The organism is Chitinophaga oryziterrae, assembly GCF_009758125.1.
Taxonomy (GTDB): Bacteria; Bacteroidota; Bacteroidia; order Chitinophagales; family Chitinophagaceae; genus Chitinophaga; species Chitinophaga oryziterrae.
Map to the genome: position 1 here is coordinate 668,637 of NZ_WRXO01000002.1, position 14,467 is coordinate 683,103.

Sequence of the window (14,467 nt, forward strand, 5' to 3'; positions counted from 1 at the left end):
ATCTGATGAACGGTATCGTTATATACCATAAGATCCGTATTTTTATAGGTAATAAGGGACCATAATAAGTTGGTCTGGTTTTAGCAGCAAATCTATGTGAATGTAGCAACCCTTAATCTGCTGCCTTTATGAGTACTATGCTAAATTACCCTGGTTCTAATCTTTTGTTAAAGAAAGCTGCCCTTTAAGTACAATGGGGGTTTTTGTGCTATATTTGATGATGTTCAATTTTGGATTTCTATGAGAAGAATGAAAGTGATTATACCGGTATTGCTGATAACCATTTCGATGGGGGGATTAGCCTTCAGCAAACTACACAAAGAAGACCCTCCTGGCAGGCATGAGATAATCATGGGACTGGTTGGGCAAATTCTGAAAGAGGGGCACTATCAGCCAAAGAATATTGATGATGCTTTTTCCAAAGAAGTGTTTACGAAATTTCTGAAAACGCTGGACAGCGAGAAGAAGTTTTTCCTGAAAAGTGATATTGATAAACTCAAGCCTTTATCTACACATGTAGATGATGAAATGCAGGGCGCTCCCCTGGATTGTTTTGATACTGTAAATGTATTGATCAAACAGCGTGTTGCAGAAGCCGCTGCTATCTACCCCGAAATACTGGCACATCCTTTCGACTTTACCAAAGAAGAAAAGGTAGTCCTTGATCCTGATAAGATCGACTATCCTGAGGATGCCGCTGCCCGTGTGGAAGCATGGCGCAAGGTGCTGAAATACCGTACACTGGAAAAACTGGTGGAACTACAGGAGGCACGCGATAAGTCAAAGACCGAAAAGCCTAAGACGGACGCGGAACTCGAAGCAGAGGCACGCGCTAAAGTGAAAGTAGTATACGACCGTTATTTCGACCGTCTTAAAAACAAGCAGGACGATAACGAACGTTTCAGCTTATACGTGAATGCGATCACCTCTACGATGGACCCGCACACCGACTTCTTCCCGCCTGATGAAAAGAGGGCTTTCGAAGAGCAGATGGCTGGTAAGTTTTATGGTATTGGCGCACAACTCCGCGAAGAAGATGGTAAGATCAGGATCGTTAGCATCGTTACCGGAAGCCCCAGCTGGAAAGAAGGTAACCTGAAAGCAAACGACGTGATCCAGAAAGTAGCACAGGGGGATAAAGAACCCGTAGACATCACCGGTTATGCGGTGGAAGATGCAGTGAAACTGATCCGGGGCAGCAAAGGCTCTATTGTGAAACTGACAGTGAAAAGTGCAAACGGTACTATCAAAGTAATCTCTATCACCCGCGATGAGGTAATACTGGATGATACTTTTGCAAAATCAGCGATCATTAATGGTCAGCATAAATTAGGGTACATCTATCTTCCTGAATTCTATGCAGACTTCCAGGACCGTAACGGTGCCCGTTGCTCTGAAGATGTGGCTAAGGAAATCACCAAGCTGAAAGCGGAAAACGTTGAAGGTATCATACTGGACCTCCGCTTTAACGGTGGTGGTTCTTTACAGGACGTGGTACAGATGGCCGGTCTGTTTATACCGGAAGGTCCTGTTGTACAGGTAAAATCACGTACCGGCGATCCAATGGTATTGCGCGACCGTGACAAGAATGTACAGTACGACGGCCCGCTGGCTATCATGGTAAATGAATACAGCGCTTCCGCTTCTGAAATCATGGCAGCAGCGATGCAGGATTATAAACGTGCCGTGATCATCGGTAGTTCTTCTACTTATGGTAAGGGGACCGTTCAGCGGATGTTTAACCTGGATGAATTCTACTCTACCAAAGATACCGGTCCGTTAGGCGCTATTAAACTCACCCAGCAGAAGTTCTACCGTGCAAATGGGGGTTCTACACAGCTGAAAGGTGTATCATCTGATATCGTGTTGCCTGATCCTTATTATGAGGTAGCAGAGCGCAAAGATAAAGATGCACTGGCCTGGGATGAAATTCCGAAAGCGACCTACAATACATGGGTAGACCCTGTTCCTGTAGAAGCATTGAAAAAGAACAGCGACAAACGTATGGCAAGCAGTGAAGCGTTTAAGATGGTGAATGATAATATCAGCACGATCAAGAACATGGAGAAGCAGGAGACTTACTCTCTGAACATCCAGGCTTACAAATCAGAGCAGAAAACTAATACTGCTGCGCTGAAACGTTTTGATGCCGCAAATGATAAAGTAAAAGAACTGAATATAGAAAGTCTGAGAGTAGACCTTGACAAAATTGGTAAGGACACTTCCAAACTGGCCCGTAACAAAGACTGGCTGAAATTCAGACAAAAAGATATTTACCTGGATGAAGCAGTGAACGTGATGAATGATCTGATCGTACTGTCTTATCCTAAGATGCAGGGAAAAACTGCAAAGAAGTAATAACTTACTACAAATAGAAAAGCCGCGAATTTAATTCGCGGCTTTTTTTATTTGGCTCCTGCGGAGCTTTATTCGTTTAATAACTTAATCAGGTCTCTCAGTTCTTCCTGTTTATAAGCTTCCTTATCATCCTGAAAGCATTTCAGCAATTCTCCCAGCAGGAATTGGATCACCTTTTTATTGGACTGAGGGTTGAAGTAAGAAGGGACCGGCTGAATAGACATCCTCTTTAAATACCCTTCCACATCCTGATGTGTGTATATCTGTCCCTGTATAGGATCTATAAAGAACAGGATACGTACATCATCCGGCCTTGGTGGCTCGGTAAAGTCATAAAAGCTATCAAAATAGGCCAGTATGAACTGACGGGGGATATTCACTGCATACACAGGAAGGTCCAGCATCGCACAAAGGCTCTGATAAACAATACCATTTGTAAGAGGGTTCCCTTTCTTGGATTCTATTACCTGGTTGATAAAGAACTGGTTCTTACGAACGTAAGCCACTTCTTCCCCCTTTAACCCGAAGTAATTGTAGATCATGCTGTTTAAGACATTGATCTGTTCCAGCGGGGTAAGGTAGTTATTCAGTTCCAGCCATATATTACGTTTGATCCGCTCTATTTCTGTCAATACACTGTTCGGCTGCATGTCCGGGTACTGGTAGCGGGCCACCAGTATAGCGCCCTGCAGCAGGTCCGGGGCCTCTGCGCTGCTCCATTGCAGGAGTGCTGTTTGCAAATCCTTGTAATGCACGCGGTGGATCACCTGTTCGATTCTTTCCTGTATGGACTCATCTATCGTGTTCTCCCATAAATGCTCGAGGTTAGGTATGATCTCCTTGCCAAACAATAATATCTTGCTGGCAACGGTATCATACACCTCCTGGTCCGGATCATCCAGCAGGTGAAACAGGGCATTTATTTCTTTGGTTTCGTGCATAGTTTATTCCATTATTCCGCTTTCTTTTTCCTCGGGGGTGCTTTTTTCTTAGGAGGATTAGCCTTTACATCTTCTATAATAGCCTTCGCCTCTTCCACTGTAAGATCCGCAGCGGTATCAATCTTTTCCTTGGGAATTTTGAAGTTCCTCAGTCCCTGCTTTATATACGGACCATAAGGGCCTTTCAGTATCTGGATCTTCTCTTTTTCAAAGATTTTTATCGTCCTTTCATCTTTGGCTGTACGTTTTTCCGCAATTAACGGAGCCACTTCGTCCAGTTCGATGGTATAAGGGTCCATTTCTTTTTTAAGAGAGTAGAACTTCTTATCATGTGCAGCATAAGGACCAAAACGACCGATGTTCACCGTAACATCCTCATTTTCAAATTTACCCAGGTTACGGGGCAGTTTGAACAACTCCATTGCTTCGTCCAGGGTGATGGTTTCAATACTCTGAGTAGCCTTCAGTTTCGCAAAACGTGGCTTCTCTTCATCTTCCACTTTACCTATCTGGATCATCGGGCCATAACGTCCCATACGTGCCACGATAGGTTTACCGGTTGCTTCATCTGTACCCAGCGGACGTTCGCCTTTTACACGTTCAGCATTTTCCAGGGTGTTCTCCACATCTTTATGGAAAGGGGTATAGAACTCATTTAACATGTTGTTCCATATCTTCTTGCCATGTGCGATCTCATCAAACTCCCCTTCAATCCTGGCGGTGAAACCGTAGTCCATTACTGAGTTAAAGTACTGGTTCAGGAAGTCGGTTACGATCATACCAAGGTCTGTCGGGAACAGTTTGTTCTTTTCAGCGCCGGTATTTTCGGTATCGGTTACTTTCTCGATCTTATCGTCTTTCAGGGTAAGAATACGGAAATCCCTTTTAATACCTTCTTTCTCACGCTTTTCAACATAACCACGTTTTTGTACGGTGGTAATGGTAGGAGCGTAGGTAGACGGGCGTCCTATGCCCAGCTCTTCCAGTTTCTTTACCAGACTTGCTTCCGTATAACGCGGAGCAGGGCGGCTGAAACGTTCTGTAGCTTTCATTTCTTTGAGGGGCAGGGCCTGTTTCACCTGTAATGGTGGCAATGAGCCATCATCTGCATCTTCCTCATCACTTACATCCTCATCATCCTTTCCTTCCATGTATACTTTCAGGAAACCGTCGAATTTCAGTACTTCCCCGCTGGCTGTCAGTTCCTCTTTATTGGTAGAGATATCAATTTTAGCCGTGGTCTTTTCCAGTTCAGCATCACTCATCTGGCTGGCGATGGTACGTTTCCAGATCAGTTCATACAGTTTCTTGGTATCGCTGTCATCTACAGTGGAGTTCTCCATGTAAGACGGGCGGATGGCCTCATGCGCTTCCTGGGCAGACTCGTTCTTGTTTTTGAACTTGCGGTGCTGGTGGTACCTTTCTCCGTAGTTGGTGGTGATCGCCTTCTGGATCTCGCCCAGGGCAGTATCAGACAGGTTTACGGAGTCCGTACGCATGTAGGTGATGTTACCACTTTCATACAGTTTCTGCGCCAGCAGCATCGTTTTAGATACGCTGTAGCCCAGCTTGCGGCTGGCTTCCTGTTGTAAGGTGGAAGTGGTAAAAGGTGCGGCGGGCGACTTCTTGCCCGGTTTTACCTGAATATCTTTAACGCTGTAGGCGGCCCCTACACACTGCTGCAAGAACTTTTCAGCATCCTCAGCGGTCTTGAAACGGGTAGGCCCTTCAGCTTTAAATGTAATGTTCTTGCCTGCAATGTCTTTAGCTGTAAAAAATGCTTCTACCTTAAAGGTGCTTACAGAGTTGAAGGTATTGATCTCTCTTTCCCTTTCCACTATCAGCCTTACCGCTACAGATTGTACGCGGCCGGCAGATAATGAGTTCCGCATACTCATCTTCCTCCATAATACGGGGGAGAGTTCGAAACCTACTATCCTGTCCAGTATACGCCTTGCCTGCTGGGCGTGTACCAGGTCCATGTTCAGTAAACGGGGATTTAAGACGGCTTTTTCGATGGCTGGCTTTGTAATTTCATGGAAAACAATGCGTTTGGTCACGTCAGGATCAAGGCCGAGTACTTCGCAAAGGTGCCATGATATGGCTTCCCCTTCACGGTCCTCATCCGTTGCTAACCAAACCTCATCGGTTTCCTTCGCCAGCTTCTTCAATTCCTTTACTATCTTTTCCTTATCTTCTGGGATTTTGTACTTAGGTTTAAAGTTATTGGGGATATCGATACCCATATCATCCTTCTCGAGATCACGTATGTGCCCAAAGCAGGATTTTACCTCGAAGTCTTTGCCAAGTATCTTTTCTATCGTCTTCGCTTTCGCCGGAGACTCAACTATTACTAGATTTTTTGCCATGAATGCCTTCTTTATATGCTACTAGATACGTAAAATTCCGTATAAAATTGCAAATCCGATTTTTGCAAGTGTACAAAAGTAGGCTGAGAATAAAAAATAAGCCTCTTTCGATGTATTGAATGTAAATGTAATATTTTTGATAAAATCATTTAAAATGAATGATTAAGAGTTTAATGGTTAAATTGCTGGGTAACAACGTTTTTAATAGGAAGGGTAGCTTTACCATATAAGTATATGATGCAAATTTCCTGATTTTTTACCTTTTACTGGTACATACACCATAATATATATGTAACCTTTACTTAGAATGGATATAGTTATTATTGGCGCGGGTAATGTTGCGCATTGTTTCGGTCAACTGCTTAAAATTAACGGACACCAGATCTCACAAGTGATTAGTCGTACGAAAGAGCATGCTGATGAATTAAAGGAAGTTATACATGCTGGGGCAGCTACGGACGACCTGAGGGATATCAATATGGAGGCAGATGTGTACCTGATCGCGGTAAGCGATGGGGCTATTCCGCTGTTAAATGACCAGCTGAGACTGGGCAAACGTATTGTGGCCCATACGGCAGGTGCCGTACCACTGGACGCAATCAGTAAAATTTCTTCGAATACCGGGGTATTATACCCCTTACAATCTCTCCGCAAGGGCGTGAAGAGTTTCCCGCCTATCCCATTATTGCTGGAAGCAGCCAATGATGAGACGATGCGCAGGCTGCAACCTATTGCACAAAGCGTTTCTTCCAGGGTGGAAGTGATGAACTCTGAACAGCGGCTGCAACTGAACCTGGCAGCAGTATTGTGTAATAACTTTACTAACCACCTGATTACCAGGGCTAAAAACTATTGTGAGAAAGACGGGCTGGATTTCTCCCTGCTGGAGCCTATCATCAAAGAAACCTTTGAGCGACTGGATAAATTCCCTCCGGAATCAGTACAGACTGGCCCTGCCTTGCGCAATGACCAGGCTACCATGGCCAAACATCTGGGACTGCTGCAGGACCAAAAGTACCTTCAACTGATCTACAGAGTAATGTCTGACAGTATTAACGATTTTCACAAATGAACATTTTAGCGCTTTTTAAGCCCGTTACTACCTTCGTATTTGATGTAGATGGTGTGCTGACAGACGGGACCGTACAATTGCTACCTAACGGGGAACAGTCCCGTAAAATGAGCATCAGAGATGGTTATGCCCTTCAGCTGGCCATTAAAAAGGGATATAGGATCGTCATTATTTCCGGCGGAAAGTCTGAAAGTGTAGTGAGCCGCCTGCAAGGTTTGGGAATTAAGGATATCTATACCGGGATCACTGATAAACAGGAAAAACTACAGGATTATGTATTTGAACATGATCTTCGCTGGGATGAGGTGATTTTTATGGGGGATGATATTCCGGATTACCGGGCCATGCAACTGGTAGGGTTGCCTGTTTGTCCGGCAGATGCCGCTCCGGAAATAAAAAGTATCTGCCGCTATATTTCTCCCATCAACGGTGGTATGGGATGTGTAAGGGAAATTATAGAAAAGGTATTAAAGCTGAATGATCACTGGACGATAGACGAAGAAATTGCCAGTCGCTAGTCATTTCTTATTTTTACCGCAATTATAATATTATGAAATTGCTGACTGCATTTTTCAAGTTGATACGTTATCCGAACCTTATCTATATTGGGTTAACACAATTTTTACTGCAATACTGCGTGGTAGCGCCATTACTGCAGTATAACGGGGAATCGCCATCGCTTTCCCCGTTATCCTTTTTCTTACTTTCCTTATCTACAGTACTTATCGCAGCAGCTGGTTATATCATCAATGATTATTTTGATATCAATATTGATATCATCAACAAGCCGGATAAAATGGTGCTCGACAAGATCATCAACCGTCGCTGGGCAATGGCCTGGCACACCATATTTAATATGGCGGGAGTATCTATCGGTTTTATCGTAGCCTGGCGCATAGGGCAAATCTATCTCGGGTTTACCCAGGTATTCTGCTCCTTACTGCTCTGGTTTTATTCTACTTCTTTTAAGAGACAGGTACTGATCGGAAATGTAATGATCTCTTTCTTAACAGCGCTTGCCGTTGTGGTGGTAGGGTTCTACGAGAAGAAGATCTATGAAAGTTTTGAAGCGATTATGTCTCCCGTAGGGCGCAGACTCATTCAGATCATTGGAGTATACGCTTTGTTTGCTTTCATGATTTCCCTGGTAAGGGAGATTGTAAAAGATCTGGAAGATATGATAGGTGACAGTAAGGATGGCTGCCGCACTATTCCCATTGTATGGGGAGTAACGCCCGCCAAACGCCTGTGTTACGGATTGCTGGCAGGTTTACAGGTACTGATCCTGCTTGTTGAAATAAGGATTGCTTTTTTAGGATGGTATATAGCTATCATTTACCTGGTACTGTTTGTACAGGCGCCATGTGTATATATTTATCTGCAACTGAAAAAAGCGCATCTGCCGGAACATTACCATAAAGTAAGTTCTATGGTGAAGCTGATCATGCTCACCGGTATCTTATCTATGATCTTCTTTAAAATAATGCTTTGATGTATACCGGTAAACGTGTAATACTGGCATCGCAGTCTCCCCGGCGTAAACAATTGCTGGAACAGGCAGGGATCCCTTTTGAAGTGAAAGTTGTGGATACGGCAGAGACCTTTCCCGCAGATATGCATATTCCGGATATTCCTGTACACATTGCGCGTCAGAAGTCTGCCGCAGTGGCTGCATTATGCACTAATGAAGATATCATCATCACCGCAGATACAGTAGTGGTGCTGGATGATAAGATCATTGGCAAACCTAAAGACAGGGAAGATGCTATTAAAATTCTTTCTGCATTAAGTGGCCGTACGCATCGTGTAATCACAGGCGTAGTAATTACATATAATGGAGGAGAACAGTCTTTCTCAAAAGAAACAGAAGTACATTTCAAACCACTTACCTACGCACAGATCACTTATTATATAGATGAGTACAAACCTTATGATAAGGCCGGTGCTTATGCTATACAGGAATGGATCGGTGCAGTGGGAATAGAAAGTATTAACGGATGTTTTTATAATGTAATGGGACTTCCTATCAGTAATGTGGTGGAAGCCTTACAGAAAATATAACGGCGCAAAAAATTGCGCCGTTTTTACTTTTAAATGGTTGGTTACGCTTCTTAGCGTAATAAGCTACTCCTCCAGTACCAGCAGGTTCACATTTTTATTCTTCAGCCACTGTGCTTCTTTCAGTTTTTCTAAGTTGATGGTACCTACTATATAGCGGTAGGTAACAGACTCATATTTCTCTGAAATATTGAAGAAGTCTGCCAGATGTACCTGATCCGGTGCGCTGTAGCGCAGATATACTTTCAGTTGTACATCATTACTGAATGCAGGCTGGTTGGATTGTTTAATCTTTTTATACTCGTAACGGTAATTGTATAACAGGGCAGAGATATCTGATAATACGGCACTACCTGTGGCAGTACCACCGGCTCCTTTGCCCACAAAGAATTGTTTGTCTGTAAATGCACTCTCTAACAGGATACCGTTGTATTCATTGTATACATCGTACAGCAGGTTATGTTCTTTTACCAGGTGAGGTAATACGTATGCATTCACGCTACCGTTCTTCCTGCGGCAGGTACCTATCAGTTTAATGGTACAATTGCGTTGTTTGGCAAACTGTATATCAAAATCATTCAGATGATGAATACCGAAGTTGAATACTTCTTCCGGTTTTACAAATGTTCCGAAAGCGTGTAACAGCAGTATAACTATTTTGAATTTAGGATCATACCCTTCTATATCGAGGGTAGGATCGGTTTCCGCAAAACCAAGTTCCTGCGCTTTTTGGAGTGCTGTTTCAAAGCTCTGGTTCTCTTCGAATATTTTTGTGAGGATATAGTTCGTAGAACCGTTACAGATACCTTCCACAGCATTCAGTAAGTCGTTGTCATAGTATTCTTCCAGGTTGCGGATAATGGGAATACTTGCACAACTGGATGCCTCATAGAGGAAAGGTACTTTGTTCTCTATCTGCAACTGGTATAATGCAGGCAGGTTTTCTGCGATCATTCTTTTGCTTGCACTCACTACTGCTTTACCATTGCGCAAGGCAGTGCTTACGATGTGGAAGGCGGCATCTGTTTCGTTGATCAGCTCTACTACCACATCGATGGTGGGATCGTTCAGGATCTCGTTAGGATCTGTAGTAAAGTAACTGGCATCTATAGGGCGTTGTTTGTTGGGGTCTTTAATACATATTTTTTTAATGCGGGCATTAATACCTTTCGTTCTGTTCAGAACTTCGTATAACCCTTGTCCCACGCAACCAAATCCGAAAATTCCTAAATTGATGATCTTTTTTTCCATTTTCTTTTTTGTGCTTAATGAGTAACGTATTGCTACGTTCCGCTTTATTGTAAAACTGTTATTTGTTTGCCTGCAGGCAGGTTGAGCTTGTCCAGCGCCTGCTTCAGGTCATTGATAAGGTCTTCTGCATCTTCGATACCTACAGAGAGGCGGATGCAGGAATCTTGTAGTCCCGTTTTTTTACGAAAATCTTCAGGTATAAGGCGATGTGTCATGGTTGCCGGATGATCGAGCATGCTTTTTACGCCGCCAAAACTTTCCGCCAGCTTAAACAGCTTGGTCGCATTTACTACACGTATGGCGCTTTTAATGTTGTCTGTTTTTAAAGAAAAACTGACAAGGCCTCCGTATTGTTTCTGTTGTTTTCGTGCAATATGGTGGTTCTTATGTGTAGCTAATCCAGGATAATATACTTTGTCAACAGCCGGATGAGAGGTAAGCCAGGTGGCTATTGCCATGGCATTGCTGCATTGTTTTTCCAGGCGCAGGCAAAGGGTTTCAATGCCGCGTATGGTCAGCCATGCTTCAAACGGACTGAGTATACTTCCTGAAATATTCTGATTGAAACGTATCTGGTCTGCCAGTATTTTGTTGTTCACGACTACCAGTCCGGCTATAACATCTGTATGCCCTGCCAGGTATTTGGTAGCGCTGTGGATCACGATATCGGCGCCCAGCGGAATAGGTTGTTGCAGCAGTGGGGTACAGAGTGTATTGTCTACTACCAGCAGAACGTTATGCTGCTTCGCTATTTTGCTGATGGATTTGATATCGGATACGCGTAATGTAGGATTGGTAGGCGATTCCAGCCAGATCATTTTTGTCTGCGGAGTCATAGCTGCCAGCACTTTATCAATGCTGCTGGTATCTACAAAGTTTGCTTTAATACCAAAGCGTTCAAACATATGCTGGAACATCTGGAAAATACCGCCATAAGTATCTTCCACTGCCATGATCTCATCACCTGTTTTTAATAGCTTCATCACCGCATCTATCGCTGCCATGCCGCTGGCAAAACCGAAGCCGGCGTGACCTTCTTCCAGGCTGCAGATAATATTTTCCAGCACCTTTCGTGTAGGATTGTTGGCACGGGAGAATTCAAATCCCTTATTGATACCGGGCGATTCCTGCACAAAAGTGGAGGTTTGATAAATTGGAACAGAAATGGCGCCTGTCAATTCATCAACCGGTATGCTATGAAGTAATTGTGTTGCTATTTTCATTTTACGCTTAAAGCTTGCCGCTTAAGCAGAAAAGGGGAGTGCAGGGCATAAAAAAAGCCCCTCCGTGGTTGGAAGAGGCATCTCAGTATTTTATTACATTGAATATCTATCTCTGCCAACTTATCTTCCCTCGATTATAATTATAACCGGGGCCGGAATTAGCACCTTTATCCTGTCGTTAAACATGATTGGTTGCTAAGGCATCGCAGGGCCAAGTCCCTCCGCCTTTCTGGATAAGTGATTTTTAAAGAACTGGGTGCAAAGGTAATGTTACTTGTTCCAATTTTCCAAAAATTTGGAAGATTGGAATAAATTGCTAACTTTATTAGCATAATTTCCCTCAGATGAATACTGTTGTTAATGTTAGCCCGCTCCTTACAGAGGAGCTATTCCAGCATATATGGCAACTTCGTTTATTTACGCAATCGGGGTTGACCACACTGGATGGGGAGCCTTTGCAGATTTTATATCCGGGCATGTATAACAGTCACGCAGGTCCGGACTTTACTGCTGCACGTATCCGTATAGGACAAACACTATGGGCGGGTAATGTGGAGCTGCATCTCAGAGCGTCCGACTGGTACCGGCACGGTCATCAGCAGAATCCTGAATACGAAAAGGCGATTCTGCATGTAGTGTTCGAAAATGATGTGGAAGAACTGACTACCAGCGGCATTCCCTGTATAGAATTACAGCAGTACATTCCCAAGATGTTAATTGACCGCTTTGCAAGGTTACGGGAGTCCGCAGCTTTTGTGCCTTGCGGAAAGAATGCCGGTAAGGTGCCTTACCTTATCTGGGAGAACTGGAAAGAACGGTTGTTGATAGAAAGGCTGGAACGGAAGGCAGACCGTTTGCAAAGCTGGTTGTTGTGCAACCACTACAACTGGGAAGAGGTTTGTTACTGGGCTATTGCCGAAAGCGCGGGTCTGCCTGCGAACAGGGAAGCATTCCTGCAACTGGTGCAGTCGTTACCTTTTCAGGTGTTCCTGAAACATCAGCATAGTCTTTTCCACCTGGAAGCATTGCTGTTTGGTCAGGCTGGTATGCTGGACGCAGATTTTAAAGATGAATATCCTTTGCGCCTGCAACAGGAGTATAATTTTATGAAGCACAAGTACCGGCTGCAGCCTTTACCGGGGCATCTCTTTAAGTGGTTACGTATGCGGCCATCCTCTTTTCCTACCATACGGATTGCCTGCCTGGCGGCATTGTTACAGAAGGGTAGCCATCTGTTTTCACGGATACTGGAAACGGATACGCTGGCGGGGTTTGAAGAACTGGTTACGACCAGGCCATCTGTTTACTGGCTGCAGCATTACCGTTTTGATATCCCTGTTGAGAAAGCACAGCTGCCGGGGCAAACGGCTATCCATAACATTCTCATCAATACCGTATTCCCATTGTTGTACCTGTATGGCCGCGAGAAGCTGAAATACTGTTTCCAGGCGAAGGCAGTGGACATGATGAATAAATTACCTGCGGAAGAGAATAATGTAACGAACGGATGGAAAGACCTGGGAATTAAGGCCGGAACGGCACATGATTCGCAGGCGTTATTACAGTTAAAGCATTATTACTGTGATGAGAAGCGGTGCCTGCAATGTGCAATAGGAGTGAAGCTGCTGAAGGAAGAGATAGAAGATGGTATTAACTGGCCCCGGGCGGAGGCCAGTTAATAAAATATTTACCAGTTAAATGTAACGCTCTGTAATAGATCAGGATGTACACTCTTTGCTACCGGGCAGGTAAGTGCCGCACGTTCCAGGATCGTCTTTTCTTTTTCTCCCAGTCCGCTATCCCCTGGAAAATCAAATACCACCTTTACCTCTACGATACGGCGTGGGTCAGTACCCATGATTTTCTCTATGCTAACCTTGGTGCCTTCTATATTCCAGCCGTTTTTCGCCGCATTGATCCCCATAATGGTAAGCATACACGATCCCAGGGCAGTTGCTACCAGATCGGTAGGTGAAAAGCTTTCCCCTTTACCATTATTATCTACAGGAGCATCGGTCTGTATTACAGTACCGCTTTGCAGGTGAGTGGCAGTAGTTCTCAGCTGGCCATTATATAAAATTGAAGACGTGAGCATATTGTCAGTTATTTCCTGTAAAAATAGGAAGAAGAAAGAAAAGGAAAAATTCTATGAGATAAAGACGTGTAACCATTTTACACATAATACGTTATACCTGTTATACACGCCGCTATGCGGGGGAAAACAAATTTACGCATGAAAGAAAAAACGTGTAGGTTTGTAATGATTAGCATACCAATATAACAAGCCAGACGTTTATAATAAACAAAACAAATCTATACAGGTGAAAAAACTACACTTATTCGTGCTCTTACTACTGGTAGTGGGCGGCTTGCAGGCTCAGGACAACAGCTCAACAGAGAAGTCCGCGAAAGAAGAGCGGGAGCAGAAAAAGTTGAAACGTATTTCATTATTTAAGCAGCTGGAAGAAGGGGAGAACTTATACCAGAGAGAATTCTCCGGAGGTGCCCGTATCAATACGGATGGCTGGAGCGGTTTCCTTGAAATGGGCCGTCGCAAATCCAGGGAAAAAGTAACCTACTATCAGTTTGAGTTTGCAGAGAAGAAAAATCCTAAAGAAGATAAAAAGCCAGGTTCCATAAAAGATATTGACCAGTATGGTTTTGTGTATTCTGAAAAACCGTACATCTACGGAAAGAAGAATAACTTTTACCAGGCAAAACTGGGTATCGGGCAGCAACGCCTGATCGGGGGAAAAGGCAATAAGAACGGGGTGCTGGTAAATGCTATCTTTTATGGCGGTTTGTCCGTTGGCCTCTTAAAACCTTATTACCTGAATATAGTAGATCCTAACACCGGTAATGCAGTACAGGCTAAATACGGCGAAAATGCCGCATATGACCAGGCATTTACGGACAGGTCTGCTATTATCGGTGGTGCCGGCTTCGGTAAAGGCTGGGGGGAACTGACCATCGTACCTGGTGCACATGCTAAAACAGGGTTACGGTTCGACTGGGCCCGGTTCAATGAAGTAGTCAGCGCCCTGGAAGTAGGGGTAAATGCAGAATATTATACCAAAGACATTCCATTGATGGTATTTCAGCCTGATAAGAAGTTCTTTTTTAATGCATATTTGGCCTTACAGTTCGGAAAGCGCTGGGACAAGAAGAAATAACCAGATAAGTAGTAAATTTGTA

The 14,467-nt window shown here is 44.0% G+C and carries 12 protein-coding genes and 1 riboswitch; of the genes, 7 read left to right on the forward strand and 5 right to left on the reverse strand.

The genetic code is table 11. The features are described 5' to 3' along the window. Positions 1-240: 240 nt before the first annotated feature. Positions 241-2,358 (forward strand): carboxy terminal-processing peptidase, encoded by a 2,118-nt coding sequence (locus GO495_RS10380; protein WP_157299607.1) that lies wholly within the window; start codon positions 241-243, stop codon positions 2,356-2,358. A gap of 68 nt (positions 2,359-2,426) precedes the next feature. Here the strand turns inward: GO495_RS10380 and GO495_RS10385 are convergent, their stop codons facing one another. Beyond that, a complete protein-coding gene (locus tag GO495_RS10385) occupies positions 2,427-3,299 on the reverse strand; it encodes a transglutaminase-like domain-containing protein (RefSeq protein ID WP_157299608.1) in 873 nt (290 codons plus the stop codon). 11 nt (positions 3,300-3,310) lie between these two features. Beyond that, positions 3,311-5,668: a type I DNA topoisomerase gene (topA, locus tag GO495_RS10390; RefSeq protein ID WP_157299609.1), complete on the reverse strand. Its 2,358-nt coding sequence runs from the start codon at positions 5,666-5,668 to the stop codon at positions 3,311-3,313. 307 nt (positions 5,669-5,975) lie between these two features. On the opposite strand from topA, the gene GO495_RS10395 reads away from it, so the two are divergent. The 4 genes from GO495_RS10395 to GO495_RS10410 are packed head-to-tail and all read left to right on the forward strand — an operon-like array spanning position 5,976 to position 8,801. Beyond that, positions 5,976-6,740, forward strand: a complete 765-nt coding sequence (locus tag GO495_RS10395; RefSeq protein WP_157299610.1) for a Rossmann-like and DUF2520 domain-containing protein — start codon at positions 5,976-5,978, stop codon at positions 6,738-6,740. Then, positions 6,737-7,258, forward strand: a complete 522-nt coding sequence (locus tag GO495_RS10400; RefSeq protein WP_157299611.1) for a KdsC family phosphatase — start codon at positions 6,737-6,739, stop codon at positions 7,256-7,258. The genes GO495_RS10395 and GO495_RS10400 overlap by 4 nt, the downstream gene beginning before the upstream one ends. A 32-nt stretch (positions 7,259-7,290) precedes the next feature. Beyond that, positions 7,291-8,232, forward strand: coding sequence for a geranylgeranylglycerol-phosphate geranylgeranyltransferase (locus GO495_RS10405; protein WP_157299612.1), 942 nt, complete (start codon positions 7,291-7,293; stop codon positions 8,230-8,232). Continuing rightward, positions 8,232-8,801: a Maf family protein gene (locus GO495_RS10410; protein WP_157299613.1), complete on the forward strand. Its 570-nt coding sequence runs from the start codon at positions 8,232-8,234 to the stop codon at positions 8,799-8,801. The genes GO495_RS10405 and GO495_RS10410 overlap by 1 nt, the downstream gene beginning before the upstream one ends. Before the next feature lie 63 nt (positions 8,802-8,864). On the opposite strand, the gene GO495_RS10415 is transcribed toward GO495_RS10410, so the two are convergent. Further along, positions 8,865-10,049: a homoserine dehydrogenase gene (locus GO495_RS10415; protein WP_157299614.1), complete on the reverse strand. Its 1,185-nt coding sequence runs from the start codon at positions 10,047-10,049 to the stop codon at positions 8,865-8,867. Between the two features lie 44 nt (positions 10,050-10,093). Beyond that, positions 10,094-11,272, reverse strand: coding sequence for a trans-sulfuration enzyme family protein (locus GO495_RS10420; RefSeq protein ID WP_157299615.1), 1,179 nt, complete (start codon positions 11,270-11,272; stop codon positions 10,094-10,096). A gap of 117 nt (positions 11,273-11,389) precedes the next feature. Continuing rightward, a riboswitch (SAM riboswitch) is annotated at positions 11,390-11,512 on the reverse strand. A 104-nt stretch (positions 11,513-11,616) separates the two neighbouring features. On the opposite strand from GO495_RS10420, the gene GO495_RS10425 reads away from it, so the two are divergent. Then, entirely contained in the window at positions 11,617-12,951 is a 1,335-nt protein-coding gene (locus GO495_RS10425; RefSeq protein WP_157299616.1) for a DUF2851 family protein, read from the forward strand. An 8-nt stretch (positions 12,952-12,959) separates the two neighbouring features. On the opposite strand, the gene GO495_RS10430 is transcribed toward GO495_RS10425, so the two are convergent. Continuing rightward, positions 12,960-13,367 carry an OsmC family protein gene (locus GO495_RS10430; protein ID WP_157299617.1) on the reverse strand — a complete coding sequence of 136 codons (408 nt, stop codon included), beginning with the start codon at positions 13,365-13,367 and terminating at the stop codon, positions 12,960-12,962. A gap of 226 nt (positions 13,368-13,593) precedes the next feature. On the opposite strand from GO495_RS10430, the gene GO495_RS10435 reads away from it, so the two are divergent. Next, positions 13,594-14,445 carry a hypothetical protein gene (locus GO495_RS10435; RefSeq protein ID WP_157299618.1) on the forward strand — a complete coding sequence of 284 codons (852 nt, stop codon included), beginning with the start codon at positions 13,594-13,596 and terminating at the stop codon, positions 14,443-14,445. The last annotated feature ends 22 nt before the right edge of the window (positions 14,446-14,467 follow it).

What these genes read in the sequence shown, in the direction of transcription:
- GO495_RS10395 (WP_157299610.1), top strand. Translation starts at nt 5,976, where the DNA reads ATGGATATAGTTATTATTGGCGCGGGTAATGTTGCGCATTGTTTCGGT.
- GO495_RS10380 (WP_157299607.1), top strand. Translation starts at nt 241, where the DNA reads ATGAGAAGAATGAAAGTGATTATACCGGTATTGCTGATAACCATTTCG.
- GO495_RS10425 (WP_157299616.1), top strand. Translation starts at nt 11,617, where the DNA reads ATGAATACTGTTGTTAATGTTAGCCCGCTCCTTACAGAGGAGCTATTC.
- GO495_RS10405 (WP_157299612.1), top strand. Translation starts at nt 7,291, where the DNA reads ATGAAATTGCTGACTGCATTTTTCAAGTTGATACGTTATCCGAACCTT.
- topA (WP_157299609.1), bottom strand. Translation starts at nt 5,668, where the DNA reads ATGGCAAAAAATCTAGTAATAGTTGAGTCTCCGGCGAAAGCGAAGACG.
- GO495_RS10410 (WP_157299613.1), top strand. Translation starts at nt 8,232, where the DNA reads ATGTATACCGGTAAACGTGTAATACTGGCATCGCAGTCTCCCCGGCGT.
- GO495_RS10415 (WP_157299614.1), bottom strand. Translation starts at nt 10,049, where the DNA reads ATGGAAAAAAAGATCATCAATTTAGGAATTTTCGGATTTGGTTGCGTG.
- GO495_RS10420 (WP_157299615.1), bottom strand. Translation starts at nt 11,272, where the DNA reads ATGAAAATAGCAACACAATTACTTCATAGCATACCGGTTGATGAATTG.
- GO495_RS10385 (WP_157299608.1), bottom strand. Translation starts at nt 3,299, where the DNA reads ATGCACGAAACCAAAGAAATAAATGCCCTGTTTCACCTGCTGGATGAT.
- GO495_RS10430 (WP_157299617.1), bottom strand. Translation starts at nt 13,367, where the DNA reads ATGCTCACGTCTTCAATTTTATATAATGGCCAGCTGAGAACTACTGCC.
- GO495_RS10400 (WP_157299611.1), top strand. Translation starts at nt 6,737, where the DNA reads ATGAACATTTTAGCGCTTTTTAAGCCCGTTACTACCTTCGTATTTGAT.